Annotated in this window: 19 protein-coding genes; 6 read left to right on the top strand and 13 right to left on the bottom strand. The window is 67.7% G+C overall.

The features are described 5' to 3' along the window. Window positions 1-17 precede the first annotated feature (17 nt). Complete coding sequence (locus IEV67_RS02015; RefSeq protein WP_188434860.1) at window positions 18-851, top strand: SDR family oxidoreductase; 834 nt, start codon at window positions 18-20, stop codon at window positions 849-851. A gap of 22 nt (window positions 852-873) precedes the next feature. On the opposite strand, the gene IEV67_RS02010 is transcribed toward IEV67_RS02015, so the two are convergent. Both IEV67_RS02010 and IEV67_RS02005 read right to left on the bottom strand, forming a co-directional pair. Further along, complete coding sequence (locus IEV67_RS02010) at window positions 874-1,620, bottom strand: sulfite exporter TauE/SafE family protein (protein WP_188434859.1); 747 nt, start codon at window positions 1,618-1,620, stop codon at window positions 874-876. 2 nt (window positions 1,621-1,622) lie between these two features. Then, window positions 1,623-2,261 carry a bifunctional 4-hydroxy-2-oxoglutarate aldolase/2-dehydro-3-deoxy-phosphogluconate aldolase gene (locus IEV67_RS02005; RefSeq protein ID WP_188434858.1) on the bottom strand — a complete coding sequence of 213 codons (639 nt, stop codon included), beginning with the start codon at window positions 2,259-2,261 and terminating at the stop codon, window positions 1,623-1,625. A 106-nt stretch (window positions 2,262-2,367) separates the two neighbouring features. On the opposite strand from IEV67_RS02005, the gene rlmN reads away from it, so the two are divergent. Then, window positions 2,368-3,633, top strand: coding sequence for a dual-specificity RNA methyltransferase RlmN (gene rlmN, locus IEV67_RS02000; protein WP_188434857.1), 1,266 nt, complete (start codon window positions 2,368-2,370; stop codon window positions 3,631-3,633). An 80-nt stretch (window positions 3,634-3,713) separates the two neighbouring features. After that, a complete protein-coding gene (locus IEV67_RS01995; RefSeq protein ID WP_188434856.1) occupies window positions 3,714-5,252 on the top strand; it encodes a DUF4407 domain-containing protein in 1,539 nt (512 codons plus the stop codon). 18 nt (window positions 5,253-5,270) lie between these two features. On the opposite strand, the gene IEV67_RS01990 is transcribed toward IEV67_RS01995, so the two are convergent. Then, entirely contained in the window at window positions 5,271-5,846 is a 576-nt protein-coding gene (locus IEV67_RS01990; RefSeq protein WP_188434855.1) for a TetR/AcrR family transcriptional regulator, read from the bottom strand. Between the two features lie 72 nt (window positions 5,847-5,918). On the opposite strand from IEV67_RS01990, the gene IEV67_RS01985 reads away from it, so the two are divergent. After that, window positions 5,919-6,536 carry an NAD(P)H-dependent oxidoreductase gene (locus IEV67_RS01985; protein WP_188434854.1) on the top strand — a complete coding sequence of 206 codons (618 nt, stop codon included), beginning with the start codon at window positions 5,919-5,921 and terminating at the stop codon, window positions 6,534-6,536. Between the two features lie 9 nt (window positions 6,537-6,545). Here IEV67_RS01985 and IEV67_RS01980 read toward each other — a convergent pair whose 3' ends face one another. Genes IEV67_RS01980 through IEV67_RS01965 form a run of 4 tightly spaced genes read right to left on the bottom strand, consistent with a single transcriptional unit; the run spans window position 6,546 to window position 10,967 of the window. Then, a complete protein-coding gene (locus IEV67_RS01980; protein ID WP_229702634.1) occupies window positions 6,546-7,439 on the bottom strand; it encodes a carbohydrate ABC transporter permease in 894 nt (297 codons plus the stop codon). Beyond that, the gene (locus tag IEV67_RS01975) at window positions 7,436-8,386 is read right to left on the bottom strand and encodes a carbohydrate ABC transporter permease (RefSeq protein ID WP_188434853.1); all 951 of its coding nucleotides are present in this window, start codon (window positions 8,384-8,386) and stop codon (window positions 7,436-7,438) included. Before IEV67_RS01975 ends, IEV67_RS01980 begins: the two co-directional genes overlap by 4 nt. Before the next feature lie 2 nt (window positions 8,387-8,388). Beyond that, window positions 8,389-9,702: an ABC transporter substrate-binding protein gene (locus IEV67_RS01970; protein WP_188434852.1), complete on the bottom strand. Its 1,314-nt coding sequence runs from the start codon at window positions 9,700-9,702 to the stop codon at window positions 8,389-8,391. Between the two features lie 44 nt (window positions 9,703-9,746). After that, on the bottom strand, window positions 9,747-10,967 hold the full coding sequence (locus IEV67_RS01965; protein WP_188434851.1) for an aminotransferase class V-fold PLP-dependent enzyme: 1,221 nt from the start codon (window positions 10,965-10,967) through the stop codon (window positions 9,747-9,749). 184 nt (window positions 10,968-11,151) lie between these two features. On the opposite strand from IEV67_RS01965, the gene IEV67_RS01960 reads away from it, so the two are divergent. Then, window positions 11,152-11,838, top strand: coding sequence for a FadR/GntR family transcriptional regulator (locus IEV67_RS01960; protein ID WP_188434850.1), 687 nt, complete (start codon window positions 11,152-11,154; stop codon window positions 11,836-11,838). Window positions 11,839-11,891: 53 nt separating this feature from the next. Next, on the top strand, window positions 11,892-12,905 hold the full coding sequence (locus IEV67_RS01955; RefSeq protein WP_188434849.1) for an aldo/keto reductase family protein: 1,014 nt from the start codon (window positions 11,892-11,894) through the stop codon (window positions 12,903-12,905). 101 nt (window positions 12,906-13,006) lie between these two features. Here the strand turns inward: IEV67_RS01955 and IEV67_RS01950 are convergent, their stop codons facing one another. The 6 genes from IEV67_RS01950 to IEV67_RS01925 are packed head-to-tail and all read right to left on the bottom strand — an operon-like array spanning window position 13,007 to window position 17,165. Then, window positions 13,007-13,513 carry a glycine cleavage system transcriptional repressor gene (locus IEV67_RS01950; RefSeq protein WP_188434848.1) on the bottom strand — a complete coding sequence of 169 codons (507 nt, stop codon included), beginning with the start codon at window positions 13,511-13,513 and terminating at the stop codon, window positions 13,007-13,009. A gap of 58 nt (window positions 13,514-13,571) precedes the next feature. Then, window positions 13,572-14,627: an L-cysteine desulfhydrase Cds1 gene (gene cds1, locus IEV67_RS01945; RefSeq protein ID WP_188434847.1), complete on the bottom strand. Its 1,056-nt coding sequence runs from the start codon at window positions 14,625-14,627 to the stop codon at window positions 13,572-13,574. A 22-nt stretch (window positions 14,628-14,649) separates the two neighbouring features. After that, window positions 14,650-14,931: a hypothetical protein gene (locus IEV67_RS01940; protein ID WP_188434846.1), complete on the bottom strand. Its 282-nt coding sequence runs from the start codon at window positions 14,929-14,931 to the stop codon at window positions 14,650-14,652. 30 nt (window positions 14,932-14,961) lie between these two features. After that, a complete protein-coding gene (locus IEV67_RS01935; RefSeq protein ID WP_188434845.1) occupies window positions 14,962-15,798 on the bottom strand; it encodes a GntR family transcriptional regulator in 837 nt (278 codons plus the stop codon). Next, on the bottom strand, window positions 15,799-16,197 hold the full coding sequence (gene rbsD / locus IEV67_RS01930) for a D-ribose pyranase (protein ID WP_188434844.1): 399 nt from the start codon (window positions 16,195-16,197) through the stop codon (window positions 15,799-15,801). It abuts the gene before it with no gap. A 23-nt stretch (window positions 16,198-16,220) separates the two neighbouring features. Beyond that, the gene (locus IEV67_RS01925; RefSeq protein WP_188434843.1) at window positions 16,221-17,165 is read right to left on the bottom strand and encodes a ribokinase; all 945 of its coding nucleotides are present in this window, start codon (window positions 17,163-17,165) and stop codon (window positions 16,221-16,223) included. Window positions 17,166-17,192 lie beyond the last annotated feature (27 nt).

Here is a 17,192-nt window from a genome sequence, read left to right as displayed (position 1 = left end):
GCAGAAGAAGGAGCAGCATGAGCAACCTCGCAGGCAAGACGATCCTGATGTCGGGCGGCAGCCGCGGCATCGGACTGGCGATCGCGCTGCGCGCGGCGGCGGACGGCGCGAACATCGCGATGCTCGCCAAGACCGACACCCCGCATCCGAAGCTCGAGGGCACGATCCACACGGCCGCCGAGCAGATCAGGGCGGCCGGCGGCAACGCGCTGCCCATCGTCGGCGACGTGCGCGAGGACGATGACATCACCGAGGCCGTCATGAAGACGCAGGGCGAGTTCGGCGGCATCGACATCGTGCTCAACAACGCCAGCGTCATTGATCTGTCGCGTTCGCTCGACCTCGGTGCGAAGAAATACGACCTGATGCAGGACGTCAACGTGCGCGGCACGTTCATGCTGTCGCGTGCGGCGATCCCGCAGCTGCGCGAGGCCTCGAACCCGCACATCCTGTCGCTCTCGCCGCCGCTGAATCCCACCCCGAAGTGGCTCGGCGCACACACCGGCTACTCGCTGGCGAAGTTCGGCATGACGATGGTCACGCTCGGACTCGCAGCGGAGTTCGCCTCCGACGGGATCGCCGCGAACACGCTGTGGCCGCGCACGACGATCGCGACCGCGGCGGTGCAGAACCTGCTCGGCGGCGACAAGGTGATGGCTGCGAGCCGCACACCGCAGATCTATGCGGATGCCGCGTACGCCGTTCTCACGAAGACCGCTGCCGAGTACACCGGGCAGAGCCTGATCGTGGAGGACGTGCTGGAGGCCGACGGTGTGACCGACTTCTCCGGCTACGCCGCCGTGCCCGGTACCCCCGACGCCCGGCTGTTCCCCGACATCTTCCTCGGCTGAGGCTGCGAGCAGCGGACGGACTTCAGAGCAGCAGGTAGACGGCGCCGACGATCGTGAGGGTGATCACGATCCAGTCGAACACCTGCTGCTTCATCCTCCGCGCCACGCGCACTCCGACGAGCGCGCCGACGACGACGAACGGGACCAGCACAGCATCCATCAGCAGCACCTGGCCGTCGAACAGGCCGATACCCGCGAGGAAGGGCACTTTCACGAGGTTCACGATCGCGAAGAACCACGCCGAGGTGCCGAGGAACACCTGCACCGGTGTGCGCATCGCGAGGAAGTACATCGACATCACCGGACCCGCGGCGTTCGCGACCATCGTCGTGAAGCCGGCCAGCGCGCCGTAGGTCGACGCGACCACGATGCCGTGCTCGGCGGCCGCGGCATCCGTCTTGCGCTGGCGCCAGCGGCGCCACAGCGTCACGGCGATCATGGCGAGCAGGATCACACCGATCGCGCGGCGCACGATGCTGTCGTCTCCGAGCGCGAGGAAGGCGAACCCCGCCACCAGGCCCGCGACCACAGCCGGCGCCAGCCGCAGCAGCGTCGGCCAATGCGCATGCCGCCGATACGCGATCAGTGCGAACATGTCGCCGACGATCAGCAGGAGCAGCAGCGCGGCGGTCGATGTCCGCGCCGGAAGCACGGCCGCGAAAAGCGCGACGGGCAGGATGCCGCCACCGGGGATCGCGGTCTTCGCGAGGCCGATCGTGAGCGCGGCGAGCCCCAGGACGACCCACGCCCAGGGGAGAAGTTCGGGCACGCTCAGCCGCGTACGGCGGCGAACGCCGCGGCGAAGGCTTCGGCGCGCGTCGTGAGGTCGGCCCAGTCGCCGGCCTTGATCGATGCGGAGTTCGCGAGGTCGCCGCCCGCTCCGACGGCTACCGCGCCCGCGGCGAACCACTCGGCGAGGTTGTCGGGCTTCACGCCACCGGTGGGCATGAGCGGAGCATCGGGGAACGGTCCGCGCAGGGCTCCGAGGTAGGAGGGACCGCCGAGGGACGCGGGGAAGATCTTCACGACGTCGACACCGAGTGCGAGTGCGCCCATGACCTCGGTCGGGGTCATCGCTCCCGTCATCACGACGCGTCCGGTGTCGAGCATCGCGCGGGTGAGATCGGGCAGTGTGCCGGGGCTCACGAGGAACTCGGCACCCGCATCCGCAGCTGCCGTCGCCTGCTCGAGCGTCGTCACGGTGCCGGCGCCGATATACGCGGTGTCGCCGTGACGGGCGATGAGCTCGCGGATGACGGCCGGAGCGTCCGGCGTGGAGTAGGTGACCTCGATGCCGGCGACGCCGCCGCGGATGATCGCTTCGGCCGCATCGAGCGCCTGCTCGGGGGAGGGGGCGCGCAGTACGGCGAGAACGCCGGTGGCACGGGCACGGGCGAGACGGTCGGTCATGGGAGCTCCTCGATCGGTGACGCTTCCATTCTCGCGCATCGCGCAGGTTGTAGTGACAAGACGGCGACCAGCCGCTTCCCACCCGCCACCGCGTACCCTTGGAGACATGACTGAGTCTTCCCGCATCCGCTCGACGGGTCCCGCCGCTACGAAGACGGCATCCGCCGCCCCGCAGGTGCGCCCCCGCACCGAGGGCTGGACGCAGAAGAAGGACGAGTCGGGGCGCCCGCTGCTGCAGTTCGCGAGCCCGAAGCGCGGCAAGCCGCCGGTTCACCTCGCCGACCTCACAGTCGAAGAGCGCATCGAGAAGGTCAAGGAGCTCGGCCTTCCCGGGTTCCGCGCGAAGCAGCTGTCGACGCACTACTTCACGCACTACACGTCCGACCCGGCCGAGATGACCGACCTGCCTGCCGCTCAGCGCGAGGAGCTCGTCGCCGGCATGCTGCCGCCTCTGCTCACCGAGGTGCGCCGGCTCGAGACCGACAAGGGCGACACGATCAAATTCCTCTGGCGACTGCACGACGGTGCTCTCGTCGAGTCGGTGCTGATGCGCTACCCGGGGCGCATCACGTTGTGCGTGTCGAGTCAGGCCGGATGCGGCATGAACTGTCCGTTCTGCGCCACCGGCCAGGCGGGGTTGACCCGCAACATGTCGTCCGCCGAGATCATCGAGCAGATCGTCCGCGCGAACCGCCTGATCGCCGAGGGCGGCCTCGGCGGCAAGAAGTCCGACGACCACAGCATGGAGCGCGTCTCGAACATCGTGTTCATGGGCATGGGCGAGCCGCTCGCCAACTACAAGCGCGTGATGGATGCCGTCCGCACGATGGTCGCAGAGCAGCCGCACGGCCTCGGCATGAGCGCTCGCGGCATCACGGTGTCGACAGTCGGCCTGGTGCCGGCCATCCGCAAGCTCGCCGACGAAGGCATCCCCGTCACCTTCGCGCTCTCTCTGCACGCACCCGACGACCACCTGCGCGACGAGCTCATCCCGGTGAACTCGAAGTGGAAGGTCGATGAGGCGCTGGATGCCGCGCGCGAGTACTACGAGAAGACCGGACGCCGCGTCTCGATCGAATACGCACTGATCAAGGACATGAACGACCACGGATGGCGCGCCGACCTCCTGGCGGAGAAGCTCAACGCTCGAGGCCGCGGCTGGGTGCACGTGAACCCGATCCCGCTCAACCCGACTCCGGAGTCGGTGTGGACGGCATCCACCCGCGAGGTCACGAACGAGTTCGTGCGGCGCCTCAACGACGCCGGCGTGCCGACGACCCTCCGCGACACCCGCGGCAAGGAGATCGACGGCGCGTGCGGTCAGCTCGTGGCCACCACCGAGGACGAGGTCGCCGCGGCCGCGATGGCCTGAGGCGGCAGGCACCAGAACCTGTGAGCCGCTCGCAGGGGTTTCGCACCGCGCCCACAGGCGCTCTTCCGTAAGTTGTCCTGATGCCCTACTCCGCCCATCGACCGGGTCGACTCGACTCGCAGGGTCAGATCATCCTCGACGACGACTCGAACGCCGACACCGATGACCTCGACTTCCTGCGCGAGTTCGAGCCCACCGGTTCCGACTCCACGTCGGTCGACGACGCGACCGACGGCGAAGACGTTCCCGTCGCCGATGCCGGGAGCGTCGATGACGACCCCTTCATCGGAACGACGCCGCAGCGCCAGGCTCCCGCGGAGCCGGATGCCGCACCCACCACCGCCACGCGCGTGAAGCCCGAGCGGCAGCAGCGCATCCGCCGCCCGCGTCGTCCCCGTACGCCGGGTTCGCGTTTGCGCACTCTCGCGATCCTGGGCGGCGCCGACGGCGAGATCCTCGACCGCGTGCCGGGGGAGACCTCGCGCTTCGTGCAGATGTTCTTCGTGCTCGCCGGCACCGCACTCGTCTCGGCGATCTCGATGCTCTTCGCGCTCACGACCGGCGTGCAGGCGATCATCTGGCTCGCGGTTCCGCTGGCGATGATCTGGGCGCTGATCATCTTCAACCTCGACCGGTTCCTCACCTCGACCATGACGTCGACCCGCAACGTCTGGAAGCTCATCGGTCTCGCGATCCCTCGTGTGATCATGGCCGTGATCATCGGCTTCGTCGTCGCCGAGCCGCTCGTGCTGCAGATCTTCCACAACGACATCTCCCGCGAGGTCGCCGCGACCAACATCGTCCAGGCGCAGTCCGACCAGGAGGCGTTGGAATCCGGTCCGGAGAAGCTGGCGCTCGATGCGGCATCCGACCGCGTCGCGACGCTGGAGAACCAGGCCGCCACCGGGATCGTCGCCGGCACCGACTCCTCATCCGCCAGCGAATCCGCAGCCCAGGCGACAGTCGACGACCTCAACGCCAAGATGGCCGACCAGCAGGCTGTCATCGACCAGGCGCGTGCGCTGTACCAGTGCGAGCTCACCGGTGAGGGCGCCGGTACCGTGCCAGGCTGCACCGGCGTGAACGGCGAGGGCGCGAGCTCCGACGCCGCCGAGGCGCAGCTCGCCGAGGCGCAGCAGACCTATGACGCTCTCGCCGCGCAGCAGCGCGATGCGAACGACGCGCTGGAATCCGCGGGCACCGCCGCGAAGGAGAACACCTCGGCGTCCGAGTCGCAGAACCGCGAGCAGGCGCAGACTCAGCTTCCGGCCGCGAGGGACGGCTATGACCAGGCTCTCGCCGCCTACAACGCGAGGGCGGATGCCGTCGCCGGCGGCAACGCCGGGGCCACGGGCCTGCTCAGCCAGATCAGCGGCCTGAACCGCCTGTCCGAGAAGGAACCGGCGATCCTCTGGGCGCACTGGCTCATCGCCGCCCTGTTCTTCATGATCGAACTGCTGCCGGTGCTCGTGAAGGTTCTCACGAGCTTCGGCGAGCCATCGCTGTACGAGAAGACGGCTGCGATCCGCAAGCAGGTGGCGCTCGACAAGGTCACCGCCGACGGCTTCCGCGACCGGGCCGCGATCGTGACCGAGCAGCCCGCCACGCAGGCGACCTGAGCAGCAGGGCGAGGCGGGTCAGTCCCTGCCGATGACCGTGACGATGAGAGCGGAGAGTTCTTCCTTCGCCTGATCGGCGGGGAGAGCAGTCGTCACCGCCGCCTGCGAGAGAGCATCCGCGGCCCCGAAGACGGCGGTCAACGACGCGGGCCGCACGCCATCTGCGCCGCCGAACGGAGTGAGGATCTCCCGGCACCGCGCGGAGTAGGCACGCTCTGATTCGCGCTTGACCTGCTCGAGCTCCGGTGAGCCTTCCAAGGCGGCGAGCACGCCGGTCAACTCTCGCCCCTGGGCGAGCGCGCATTCGACGTACGAGTCGGCGATGGCCCGCGCGCGTCCGTGCAGAGACTCATCGGCGGCGTCCAGGTACTCCTCGAGCATCGCCGTCTGGCGACCGTCGAATTCTGTGAAGAGGGCGGCCAGCAGAGCGGCGCGGGAGGCGAAATGACTGTAGACGACCGGCTTCGCGACGCCGGCTCGTTCGGCGAGGCGGCCGAGCGTCAGGGCGTCCGCGCCCTCTGAGCGCACGAGCGCCCACGAGACGTCGATCAGCTGGCTGTACCTGTCCTCTCGAGACAGCCTCTGTCGCGGCATCCGGCACCTCCTTGTCTTATGTACCATCAGTAACCTACGCTTAGTACATAACAACTCTACCGGAGGAAGTCCATGAGCAGTCTCGTCGTCGTCTCGCACCCCGATCGCGAATCACTGACCCACGGCACCGCGCGTGCGGCGTTCGACGCGATCCGGGCGGCCGGTGGCGAGGTGGAGTTCGCCGACCTCGCCGCCGAGGACTTCGACCCGAGGTTCACGGATGCCGATCTGGAGCTGTACCGCGGCAGGGGTGAAGTGCCGGCAGAGATCGTCGCCGAGCAGGAGCGCATCGATCGGGCAGAGCACCTGATCCTCGTGTTCCCGATGTACTGGTGGTCGATGCCCGCGCTGCTCAAAGGGTGGATCGACCGGGTGTTCGTCGGCAAGTGGGCGTACGACCCGACGCCGGGTGCCGCGCAGTTCGGGATGCTGGATCGCCTGACGATCCATCTGGTCATCGTCGCCGGCGACGACGAGGAGAGCTTCGAGCGCCATCGGATCCCCGAGGCCGTCCACGCGCAGATCGAGCGCGGGATCGTGACGTACAGCGGAGCGACGCACGGATCCACGACCTACGTGTACGAGTCCGACACGAAGGAACGCGACCTCCTTGCCGCGGAGATTCGCGAACTCGGCGAGAAGCTCGCCGTGCGCACCGCGGACCGGGCGCGCGTCGACGCCCGGTCCTGACGGGGCGGTTCACTCCTTGACGGCTCCCGCCGTCAGGCCCTGGACGATCCACTTGCTCGCGAGAGCGAAGAGCACCATCGTCGGAAGGATCGTGACGACGGCGGCAGCCGACATCGAACCCCAGTCGACGTTGAACGTCGAGATGAAGCCGTTCAGCGCCGCGGGGACAGTGCGATTCTCCTCGGAGTGCATCAGCACGACCGAGAGGAACAGCTCGTTCCAGCAGTTCACGAAGTTGAAGATGAACGCCGCGATGATGCCGGGGGTCATGACCGGCACGAGCACGCGGAACAGCGCGCCGAGGCGCGAGCATCCGTCGATCATCGCCGCCTCCTCGAGCGCCACGGGGACGTTCTCGAAGAAACCCCGCAGCATGACGGTGGAGAACGGGATGCAGATCGCGACGTAGACGAGGATCAGTCCGAACTTGTTGTCGACCAGGCCGAGGTCGGCCATCATCGAGTACAGCGGACCGAGCGCGATGAACGCGGGGATCATCTGCGTGAGCAGGAACGCGATCAGCACCGCGCCCTTGCTGCGGAACTCGAACCGCGCGATCACGAACGCACTCAGCAGCGCGATGAACGTGCTCGTGACACCGGCGATCAGCGCCACGATCGCGGAGTTCGCGAGGAACACCCCGAAGCTGCTCGTCTCGAACAGGTTGGCGTAGTTCTGCATCGACGGCTGGCTCGGCCAGTACTCGATCGGGTACACGTTGACCGTGGCCGGAGCCTTGAACGAGGTCAGCGCGATCCAGTACAGCGGGAACAGCGTGATCAGCAGCCAGACGGCGAGTCCGACGAAGCGCAGGATGCCGAGGCCGGAGATCTTCTTCTTGCGGCGTCCGATCGGCCGTTGTCGTGTGCCGGCCGGAAGGACCATCTGTGCGGTGGCGCTCATCGGTTCGCCCTCCTCATCGCCATCAGGTAGAAGGCGCAGAACACGAACAGGAACCCGACGACGATCAGACCGATCGCGCTGGCGATGCCGTAGTTGCCCTGCTGGGTGTAGTTGATCATCCAGGTGGTGATGATGTGGGTCTGGTTCGCAGGCCCGCCCCTCGTCATCGCCCAGATGATGTCGGGGAAGTTGAAGATCCAGATCACGCGCAGCAGCACGGTCAGCATCAGGGTCATCCGGATGTACGGGATGATCACTGAGAACAGTTGACGGAGCTTGCCTGCACCGTCGAGGCTCGCGGCCTCGAGCATCTCGTCCGGGACGGACTGCAACGCGGCGAGGATCATGATCGCGAAGAACGTCACGCCGTACCAGATGTTCGCCACGATCACCGCGACCATCGCGAGCTTCGGATCGGCCAGCCACGGCAGCGGGGCGTCGATCAGCCCGGCCTTCATCAGCAGGTCGTTGATGACACCGAACTCCGCGTTGAACATCCAGCGGAACAGCATCCCGATCAGGAAGCCGGATACCGCCCACGGGAAGAACACGAGCGCCTGGTACACGCCGCGGAAGCGGAACCGGGTGCGCAGGGCGAGGGCGATCAGGAAGCCGATGACGAACTGCGGCACCAGCGATCCGACGACCCACAGCACCGAGTTCCACGCGACCTGGGGGAACACCGGGTCGCTGAAGATACGTGTGAAGTTGTCGAACCCGACGAAGGGGGTGGAGGTGAGATCCCACAGGTTCCAGTCGTGGAACGCCATGCGCACGCCCTGCAGCATCGGGTAGTACGTGAACCAGCAGACGAACAGGATGGCGGGGGCGAGGAAGGCGAGGATCGTCCAGGCGTGACGACTGCGGAAGACCTTCTTCCCCGGCCGCGCCGGGGCAGCTCCACCGGATTCATCGGTGGAGCGCCCCGCACGCGTCAGCACTGTCATGATCAGCCCTCTTCAGAGGCGTACTTCTCGACCCAGTACGCGTCCCACGACTCGAGCAGTTCCTTCGTGGTCATGTTGCCCAGCAACACGTTCTGCACGTCCTGATCGGACTTCTGGATCCACTCGGTCCACCAGCTGACGCCACGCGGCTGCTGCACGTTGACGTAGGTGTCCGGGTTCTCGGTCATCGTCACGTAGCTGGTCCACGGACCCGTCGAGTAGAACTCGTCGTCGGATGCGGCGGCGATGATCGGCACGAGGCTGTTGGCCTGGGCGAACTCGGTGGCGGGCTCGGCGGAGGAGAGGAACTCGACCAGCTCCACGGCCTCCGCCTTGTGCGTGCTCGCCTCGGCGACACCCCAGCCGGCGACCGCAAGCGGCTGCGCCGCCTTGCCGTCAGGACCGGTCAGCAGCGGTGCGGTGTCCCACTGGTCCTCGGTGAGGTTGGATTCCTGCACGGTCGCGATGACCTCTGGGTCCTGCAGCAGGAACGCGGTCGAGCCGTTCGTGAAGCCGGCGACCATCTCGGGGTAGCCCCACGACACGGCAGAAGGCGGCGAACCCTGCTCGAACAGGTCGAAGTACGTGTCGACGGCATCCTGCGCTTCAGGCGCCGCGAAGATCGTCGAACCGTCTTCGAGGCGGAAGGCATCGCTCGGATCGAGGTCGTCGACGAGGTAGGCCTCGATGGCGGCGACGACGTTCGTGTTGCCGTTCTGGCCGCCGCGGAACGCGTAGCCGTAGGTGTTGTTCGCCGGGTCCTGGATCGCGGATGCCTGCTCGAGGAGCTCTTCCCAGCTGGTGGGCGGCCCGTCGAAACCGGCCTCCTCCACGAGGTCGGTGCGGTAGAACAGCGACAGGCCGTAGAAGCCGTACGGGACGAAGTAGCTCTCGCCATCGCCCTCGGCGGCGGCCTTCGCGTTGTCGGTCAGGGCATCCCAGCCGTCCCAGCTCTTGAGGTCGTCGCTCATGTCGTACAGCCAGCCGTTGTTCGAGAACGGGCCGACGGTGATGTCGCGCACTTCGAGCACGTCGACACCGGAGCCGGACTGCAGCATCTGCTGGATGGTCTGGTCGGCCTGCTCCGTGGGCGGCGAGACCAGCTTGACCGTGACGCCGGGGTTCTCGGCCTCGAAGTCGTCGAGCAGGCCGCGCAGCAGCTCGGTGCGCGCGGGGTTGGTCAGGCTCTCGACCATCTGCAGTTCGACGTCGCCGCCCTCGGCGGAGGAATCGGAGCCGCCGCCGGAGCATGCGGTCAGAGCCAGCAGGGCGACTGTGCCCACGCCGGCGATCGTCGTCAGACGAGTGCGCTTCATGACGTACCTCTTTCGTGTGTGGTGCTTTCTCGGGGGTATTCAGGTCAGGATGTTGCGGCCTCGGCCGCGCGGAGGATCTCCGGTATGCAGCGCTCGACGAACGCCTCGAAGTCGCTCACCTCGGTGTAGAGGTGCACGGAGAGGCGGTAATAACCGCGGCCTTCGAAGCTCGTGAACGCGGTCTCGACGCCGACACGGTCGAACAGCGTCATGCGCAGATCGTCGGCTTCTTCGCGGGTCTTGCCCAGTCCGTCGGGAAGGCGGATCAGCCGCATGGCGTCGACGGCTGCGGGCAGCTGCACGAGTGCGTCGTCTGCGACATACGGCTGCACGGCGTCGGCGATCATCCGCGCGCCGAGGTCGGCGAGTTCGCGCATCGTGGTGCGCGTGCGCTCCCAGGTGTACTCCCGCTCGATGAACTCGATGGCGGCCGGCGTGCTGATGTACGTGGTCGCGTCGATCGTGCCCTGCGTGTCGAAGCGGCCGGGGAAGGGCTCAGGCGCACCCCAGGAGTCGATGAGCGGCCAGAGATCCTGGCGGTCGGGATCGGCCGTGACGAGCACCGCAGAACCGCGTGGGGCGCAGGGCCACTTGTGCAGATTGCCGAACCACCAGTCACCGCCGCCGACCGTCGCGGCATCGGCGACGAGACCCGGCGCGTGCGCGCCGTCGACGAGCACGCGGATGCCGCGCTCCCGCGCGAGTGCGCTGATCTCAGCCGTCGGGAGCACGCGGGCGGTGGGGGACGTGATCTGATCCACGACGATCAGGCGGGTGCGGCCGGTGATCGCCAGGCGGAAAAGCTCCACCACATCTTCGGCGGTGGCGAACAACGGGATGTGCACGGCGCGCACCTGCGCACCGAAACGACGTGCGAGACGCGCCGCCCCCATCGTGATCGCGCCGTACCCGTGGTCGGTGACGAGGATCTCGTCGTCTTGGGAGAGGCGGAGGCTGTTATAGACGACCGTCGCTGCGGCGGAGGCGTTCGGCACGAACGCGGTGTCTTCTGCGCGGGCGCCGACGAACGGGGCGACCCTGGTGCGAGCATCCGCCACGTGCTCCGCGATGCGGGGGAACCATCCGACCGGGCTGCGGTCGGCCTGCTCGCGCAGCGCGTTCTGGTGCTCGACGACCTCTGTCGGCACGGCGCCGAACGAGCCGTGATTGAGGTGGATGATCGCGGGATCGAGGGGCCAGGCATCCCGGGCACGCATGCCGGATGCCAGCTGCACCGGGGCGATGATGGATGTCGGCTGCTGCATGGTGCCTCGTTCGGGAAGATCACTGAAAGGAAACTTGTTGCACAACTTTGCCACAGAGTGCCGAGAAACGCGATTATAGGACGTAGATTTAGCAAAGTCGTAATACAACTTGGTGCATCAGTGTCGGCGCGGCAGACTCCGACTGTGGGTCGGCGCACGACGGCGCCCGAGAGAGAGCAGGCGCATGGGCGCGATGGAGACGGCACTGCACGGCCTGCGTGCGTTGATCGCCGACGGCGATCTGCGCCCGGGCGACCGGCTGCCCAGCGAGGGCGAACTGTGCGAACGGCTCGGCGTCTCGAGGGGGCCGCTGCGCGAGGCCATCCGCACCCTGTCTGCGCTCGGGGTGATCGACACCCGGCACGGATCCGGCAGCTACGTCTCCGAGCTGCACGCCGCGGATCTGATCAAGGGGCTCGGTCTCACCGTCGGCCTGCTGCCCCTGGACTCGATCATCGAGCTGTACGAGCTGCGCCGCGCTCTCGAGGCACATGCGGCCAGCCTCGCGGCGGCCAGGGTCGACCCGGAGACGATCGCGCGACTGGATGCTCTGCTGGACCGATTGGAAGCGGTCACGGACGATGAGGCGCTCTCCGAGCTGGACAACGAGTTCCACTCCGCGATCGCCGACATCGCGGGCAACGATGCCCTGGCCACACTGCTCGACGTGCTCCGATCTCGCTCGCGGGCGTACCGGATCTTCACCACCGACGACGCCGCGCAGATCAAGCTGCTCTCCGACGCCGGACATCGATCGATCCTGCGTGGTCTCGAAGCGCGAGACCCGGTGGCGGCGTCGGCTGCCGCTGCCGGCCACGTCGCGCAGACCGAATTCTGGTTGCGCAAGCATCAGTCTCCTCAGCAGGCGTGACACAGTACGACCGAGCCGACCCACGTCGTTTCGTCAGCCGCTAGCGTTGAGACATGGTCAACTATCGCTATCTCGGCAACAGCGGTCTCAAGGTCTCTGAGATCACCTACGGCAACTGGGTCACTCACGCATCACAGGTCGGCGACGACGCCGCGGTGAAGACCGTGCACGCGGCACTGGATGCCGGCATCACGACGTTCGACACCGCAGACACCTACGCGAACACCGCCGCGGAGGTCGTGCTCGGCAAGGCGCTCGAGGGTCAGCGCCGCGAAGGGCTCGAGATCTTCACGAAGGTCTATTTCCCGACCGGTCCCAAGGGCCCGAACGACACCGGCCTCTCTCGCAAGCACATTCTCGAGTCGATCAACGGATCGCTGAAGCGCCTCGGCACCGACTATGTCGACCTCTACCAGGCGCACCGCTTCGACCACGAGACCCCGCTGGAGGAGACGTTCCAGGCATTCGCCGATGTCGTCCGGCAGGGCAAGGCGCTGTACATCGGCGTCAGCGAGTGGACGGCAGAGCAGCTGCGTGAAGGCCACGCGCTGGCGAAGCAGCTCGGCGTGCAGCTCATCTCGAACCAACCGGAGTACTCCATGCTGCATCGAGTGATCGAGGGCAAGGTCGTACCGGCATCCGAAGAGCTCGGCATCTCGCAGATCGTCTGGTCGCCCATGGCGCAGGGCGTTCTCAGCGGAAAGTACCTGCCAGGACAGCCCGTGCCGGACGGCTCACGCGCGACCGACCCGCACAGCGGCGCCGACTTCATCAAGCGGTACCTGCAGGACGACATCCTCACCGCCGTGCAGAAGCTCAAGCCGATCGCCGAGCAGGCCGGACTCTCGATGCCGCAGCTCGCGATCGCCTGGGTGCTGCAGAACAAGAACGTCGCGGCGGCGCTGGTGGGAGCATCCCGCCCCGAGCAGCTCGCCGAGACGGTCAAGGCATCAGGCGTGACGCTCGACGCCGACACGCTCGCCGCGATCGACACCGCGCTCGGCGACACGGTCAACCGTGACGCCGAGCACACCTACTCAGTCTCCCCGAAGCGCCGCCTGGTCTGATCCACTTCCGCCGAGACCCCAGGTTCTTGTCGAGACCCCCGTTTGTTCACGCCTGCAGCAGGGGGTCTCGGTAGCAACCTGGGGTCTCGGCGAAGGTCAGCTCAGGTCAGGGTGATGTCGACCTGAAGCTCGGACGTGAGGCGCTCGAGGTCTGCGCGCAGCGCGTCGAGGTCGGCGGATGCCGGAACCTCGGCCGTCACGGATGCCTCGAACAGACGGCCACCGGCCATCGCGGCATCCTTGGTCTCGGTGTCGATCTTCTCGATGCTGACGCCATGCGCCTGCAGCACCGTGGAGACCTCGCGGACGATGCCTGGCCGATCGTTTCCGAGGATCTGCAGCGATATCGGCCGTGCGGCGGCAGGCGCGGAATCCGACCCGGCGTGCACGGCGACCGTGAGCATCCCGTCAAGGGCGTGCAGCGCCGAGGTGAGCTCGTCCTGGCGTTCGGGTGTCACCGACACCTGGATGACTCCGGCGAAGACCCCGGCGAGTTCGCTGAGCTGACTGTTCTCCCAGTTTCCGCCGTGGGTGTCGACGACATCGGCGACGGCTGCGACGAGGCCAGGGCGGTCGGATCCGGCGACGGTGAGGATCAGAGTGGTCATGCCGTCAGCGTAGCCGGATCACCCGCCGCCGTCGTCGCCCCATCGATGGAGCGGGGGCTTACCAGGTGCCGGTCTCGAGGAACCGGTTGAGCTGGGCGCGGTGCGGGGCGAGGTCCCAGCCCTGGGATGCGACCCACTCGTCGGAGTAGTACGTGCCGGCGTAGCGGGCGCCGCCGTCGCAGATCAGGGTGACGACGCTGCCGGTCACGCCGGCGGCGCGCATCCGCGAGATGAGCTGGAACGCGCCCACGAGGTTCGTGCCCGTCGAACCACCCGCCCAGTGCAGGGTGCGCTCCTTGAGAAGGCGGATGGCGGCGATGGATGCGGCATCCGGGATCTGCAGCATCTCGTCGATCACGCCCGGCACGAACGACGGCTCGACGCGGGGTCGGCCGATGCCCTCGATGCGGCTGGGTGTGCCGGTCGTGTAGTCGGCGGCCCCGGTGCTCCAGCCGCCGTAGAACGCGGATCCCTCAGGATCGACGACAGCGACCTTGGTGGGATGCTGGCGGTAACGGACGTACCGGCCGAAGGTCGCACTCGTTCCTCCGGTTCCAGCGCCGACCACGATCCATTCGGGGATCGGATGCCGTTCGCGCGAGAGCTGACTGAACACGCTCTCGGCGATGTTGTTGTTGCCGCGCCAGTCGGTCGCCCGCTCGGCGTAGCTGAACTGGTCGAGATAATGGCCGCCGCATTCAGACGCCAGACGCTCGGCCTCGCCGTACATGTCGGGCGCACGGTCGACGTAGTGGCAGCGCCCGCCGTAGAACTCGATCAGTGCGATCTTCTCGGGACTGGTCGATCGGGGCACCACCGTGACGAAGTCGAGTCCCAGCATCCGTGCGAAGTACGCCTCTGACACGGCGGTCGACCCGCTGGATGCCTCGACCAGGGTCGTGCCCTCTTTGATGCGCCCGTTCACCAGGCCGTACAGCAGCAGCGAGCGCGCGAGGCGGTGCTTGAGTGAGCCGGTCGGATGCACGGACTCGTCCTTGAGATACAGGTCGATGCCCCACTCGATCGGCAGGGGGAAGACGTGCAGATGGGTGTCGGCGCTGCGGTTGGCGTCGGCTTCCAGCAGGGAGATGGCGTTGCTGGTCCAGGAGGTCATGGGTTCGAGCGTAGCTGTGCGGTCAGACGGTGAGGAGCACAGGGTTCTCGTCGCCGAGCGCGGTGCTCGAATGCCACGTCTGCGGTGCAGCCTGCAGGGAGTTGCTCCACGCGATGCCACCCGCGATCAGTCCTGCCAGCACGACCAGTACGGCGACGATGACCACCCAGCGTCGGCGCTTCTTCGGCGGACGGATGACGGGCGCCGGCTTCGTCAAGGGGCCGGGAACCGGACTCGGGCGGGTGCTGAGGTCAGCCAGCGGCGGTGCGGAATCGTCATGCTGGTGGGGCTGCTCGTCGACCATCGTCGTCCCTTCCGAGGAGATCAATCACCCTCAGAGAGAGACTGTACCGGCTCGCGACGTGCCGCCGTCGCCGTCGACGTGCAGCAGCGACGCCTGGGACTGCTCCTGGCGAAGCTGGAATTCGAATCGTGAGCGGTCGCCGCGGTGCAGAGCGACGAAGTACTCGATCGGCGTCCCGTTCGCGTCCCGGCTGATGCTGCGCAGTCGCAGCAGCGCAGAGCCCGCACTGACATCCAGCTGCTGAGCCTGGTCGTGGGTCGCGACGGTCGCCTCGGCGGAGCGCACGCCGTCGGTCGCGCGGATGCCGTGCTCGGCGAGCACGCGATACAACGAGGCTTCGGACAGGTCGACGTCGAGGGTGAAGGCGCCGACGGCATCCGGCATCCACGTCGTCGAGAGCGACCACGGCTCGCCGTCGACGTGGCGGAGCCGCTCCAGCGCGATGACCGCAGACCCGACGGGCACCTCGAGGGCTGCGGCGACGTCGGCATCGGCATCCGTCCGCTCGTGCCGCAGGATGTCGCTGTGCACGTGTCCACCGCGCCGCTCGACGTCGTCGAACAGGCCGATCAGCGTATGGACCAGCGCTTCGCTCGTGCGCGGCCGCGACACGAAAGTGCCCTTGCCCTTGACGCGTTCGACGAGGCCCTCGTGCTCGAGCTGCGCGAGAGCCTGCCGTACGACCGTGCGCGAGATGCCGTAACGCTCGCACAGTCGGTGCTCGCCGGGGAGCGGATCGCCCGGCTGAAGGCCGTCCCGGGTGATGCCGTCGATGATCAACTGGCGCAGCTGGTCGTACATCGGAGCGGCGGAGTGCCGGTCGATCGCGTCGGTTGCGGCCGGCCTGGCCGGGGCTGTGGCGGCCATCTAGTACGCCACCCCCGCGTGCAGGATCACGTTCGCGTACGGTGTGAATTCGCCGGAGCGCACGAACGCGCGTGCGCCGTGCGTCCGCTTCTTGAACTCGACGTGCGGCACGAGTTCGATCTCGATGCCTGGTAGCCGCTCACGAAGTCCGGCCAGCACCTCGGGGCTCTGCTTCTCGACCTCGGCCGACACCGTCGCGCCCTCCACGACCATCTCGGCCAGCACGGTGTCGAGCACATCGAAGAAGGCCGGGGATCCTGGGCGATAGGCGAGGTCGATCCGCTCGGATCCGGGCGGGATCGGCAACCCGGCATCCGTCACGACGATGAGATCGGTGTGCCCGGTCTCGCTGATCACGCGCGACAGAGCCGGGTTGATGGTGGTCGAGGTCTTGCGCATCGCGGGCTCCTGGTCTCTGGCGATCAGACTCTGGACGCCAGGAAGGCGTCCACGTCTGCACGGACGGGCAGACTCGGCGAGGCGCCCTGCTTCGTGACGGTGAGTGCGCCGGCGGCCGTGGCGAGGCGGACCGCGTCGGTCAGGGAGGCGCCGTTCGCGAGCGCAGCGCCGAGGTAACCGGCATACGCATCGCCGGCGGCAGTGGTGTCGACGGCCGCGACCGGCAACGGCGGCACGAGCGTCGCGCCGTCGGCCGTGACGACGCACGAGCCCTGAGCCGCCAGGGTGATCACGGCGGCCGCGACGCCGTGGTCGAGGAACCAGCGCCCGGCCTGTTCCGCGGTCGCGGCATCCGTCACCTCGATGCCGCTGAGGATCGAGGCCTCGGTCTCATTCGGCGTGACGATGTCGATGTTCGCCCAGACCTCCGCGGGCAGCGGAGCGGCGGGGGCAGGGTCGAGGATGACCGTCATGCCGAGTTCGCGGCCCCTGGCGGTGATGTGCGCGGTCAGCGCGGACGGCGTCTCGAGCTGGGTCAACAGCACCGAAGTGGACGGAGCGAGTGCGTCGAGCGCGGCATCGATCTGATCGGTGTTCAGCTCGGCGTTGGCGAGCGGCACCATGACGATGTCGTTCTGCGCCGAGGCGTCGACGCGGATATGGGCAACGCCGGTCGGACCGGGAACGGTGCGCAGGTGCGTGAGATCGACGCCGGCATCCGTGAGCCCGTCGACGACCAGGTCGTGGAAGAGGTCGTCGCCGACGCAGCCGACGAAGCTCGTCCGCGCGCCGGCCCGGCCCGCCGCCACGGCCTGGTTCGCGCCCTTCCCGCCCAGCATCAGCGTGAAATGATCGCCGAGGATCGTCTCGCCACGCGCGGGAAGGCGCTGGGAGAACGTGGTCACATCCGCCGTGACGCTGCCGACGATGACGACGCCGTTGCGTCCTTCGGTGGAGGGGGTGGCCATGTGGCTCCTTCGACGTGGCCCGCTTTG

Origin of the sequence: Microbacterium murale (genome assembly GCF_014635185.1) — a bacterium.
Classification (GTDB): domain Bacteria; phylum Actinomycetota; class Actinomycetes; order Actinomycetales; family Microbacteriaceae; genus Microbacterium; species Microbacterium murale.
The sequence above is the reverse complement of the archived record's forward strand: the minus strand, read 5'-3'. Positions and strand labels throughout refer to the sequence as shown.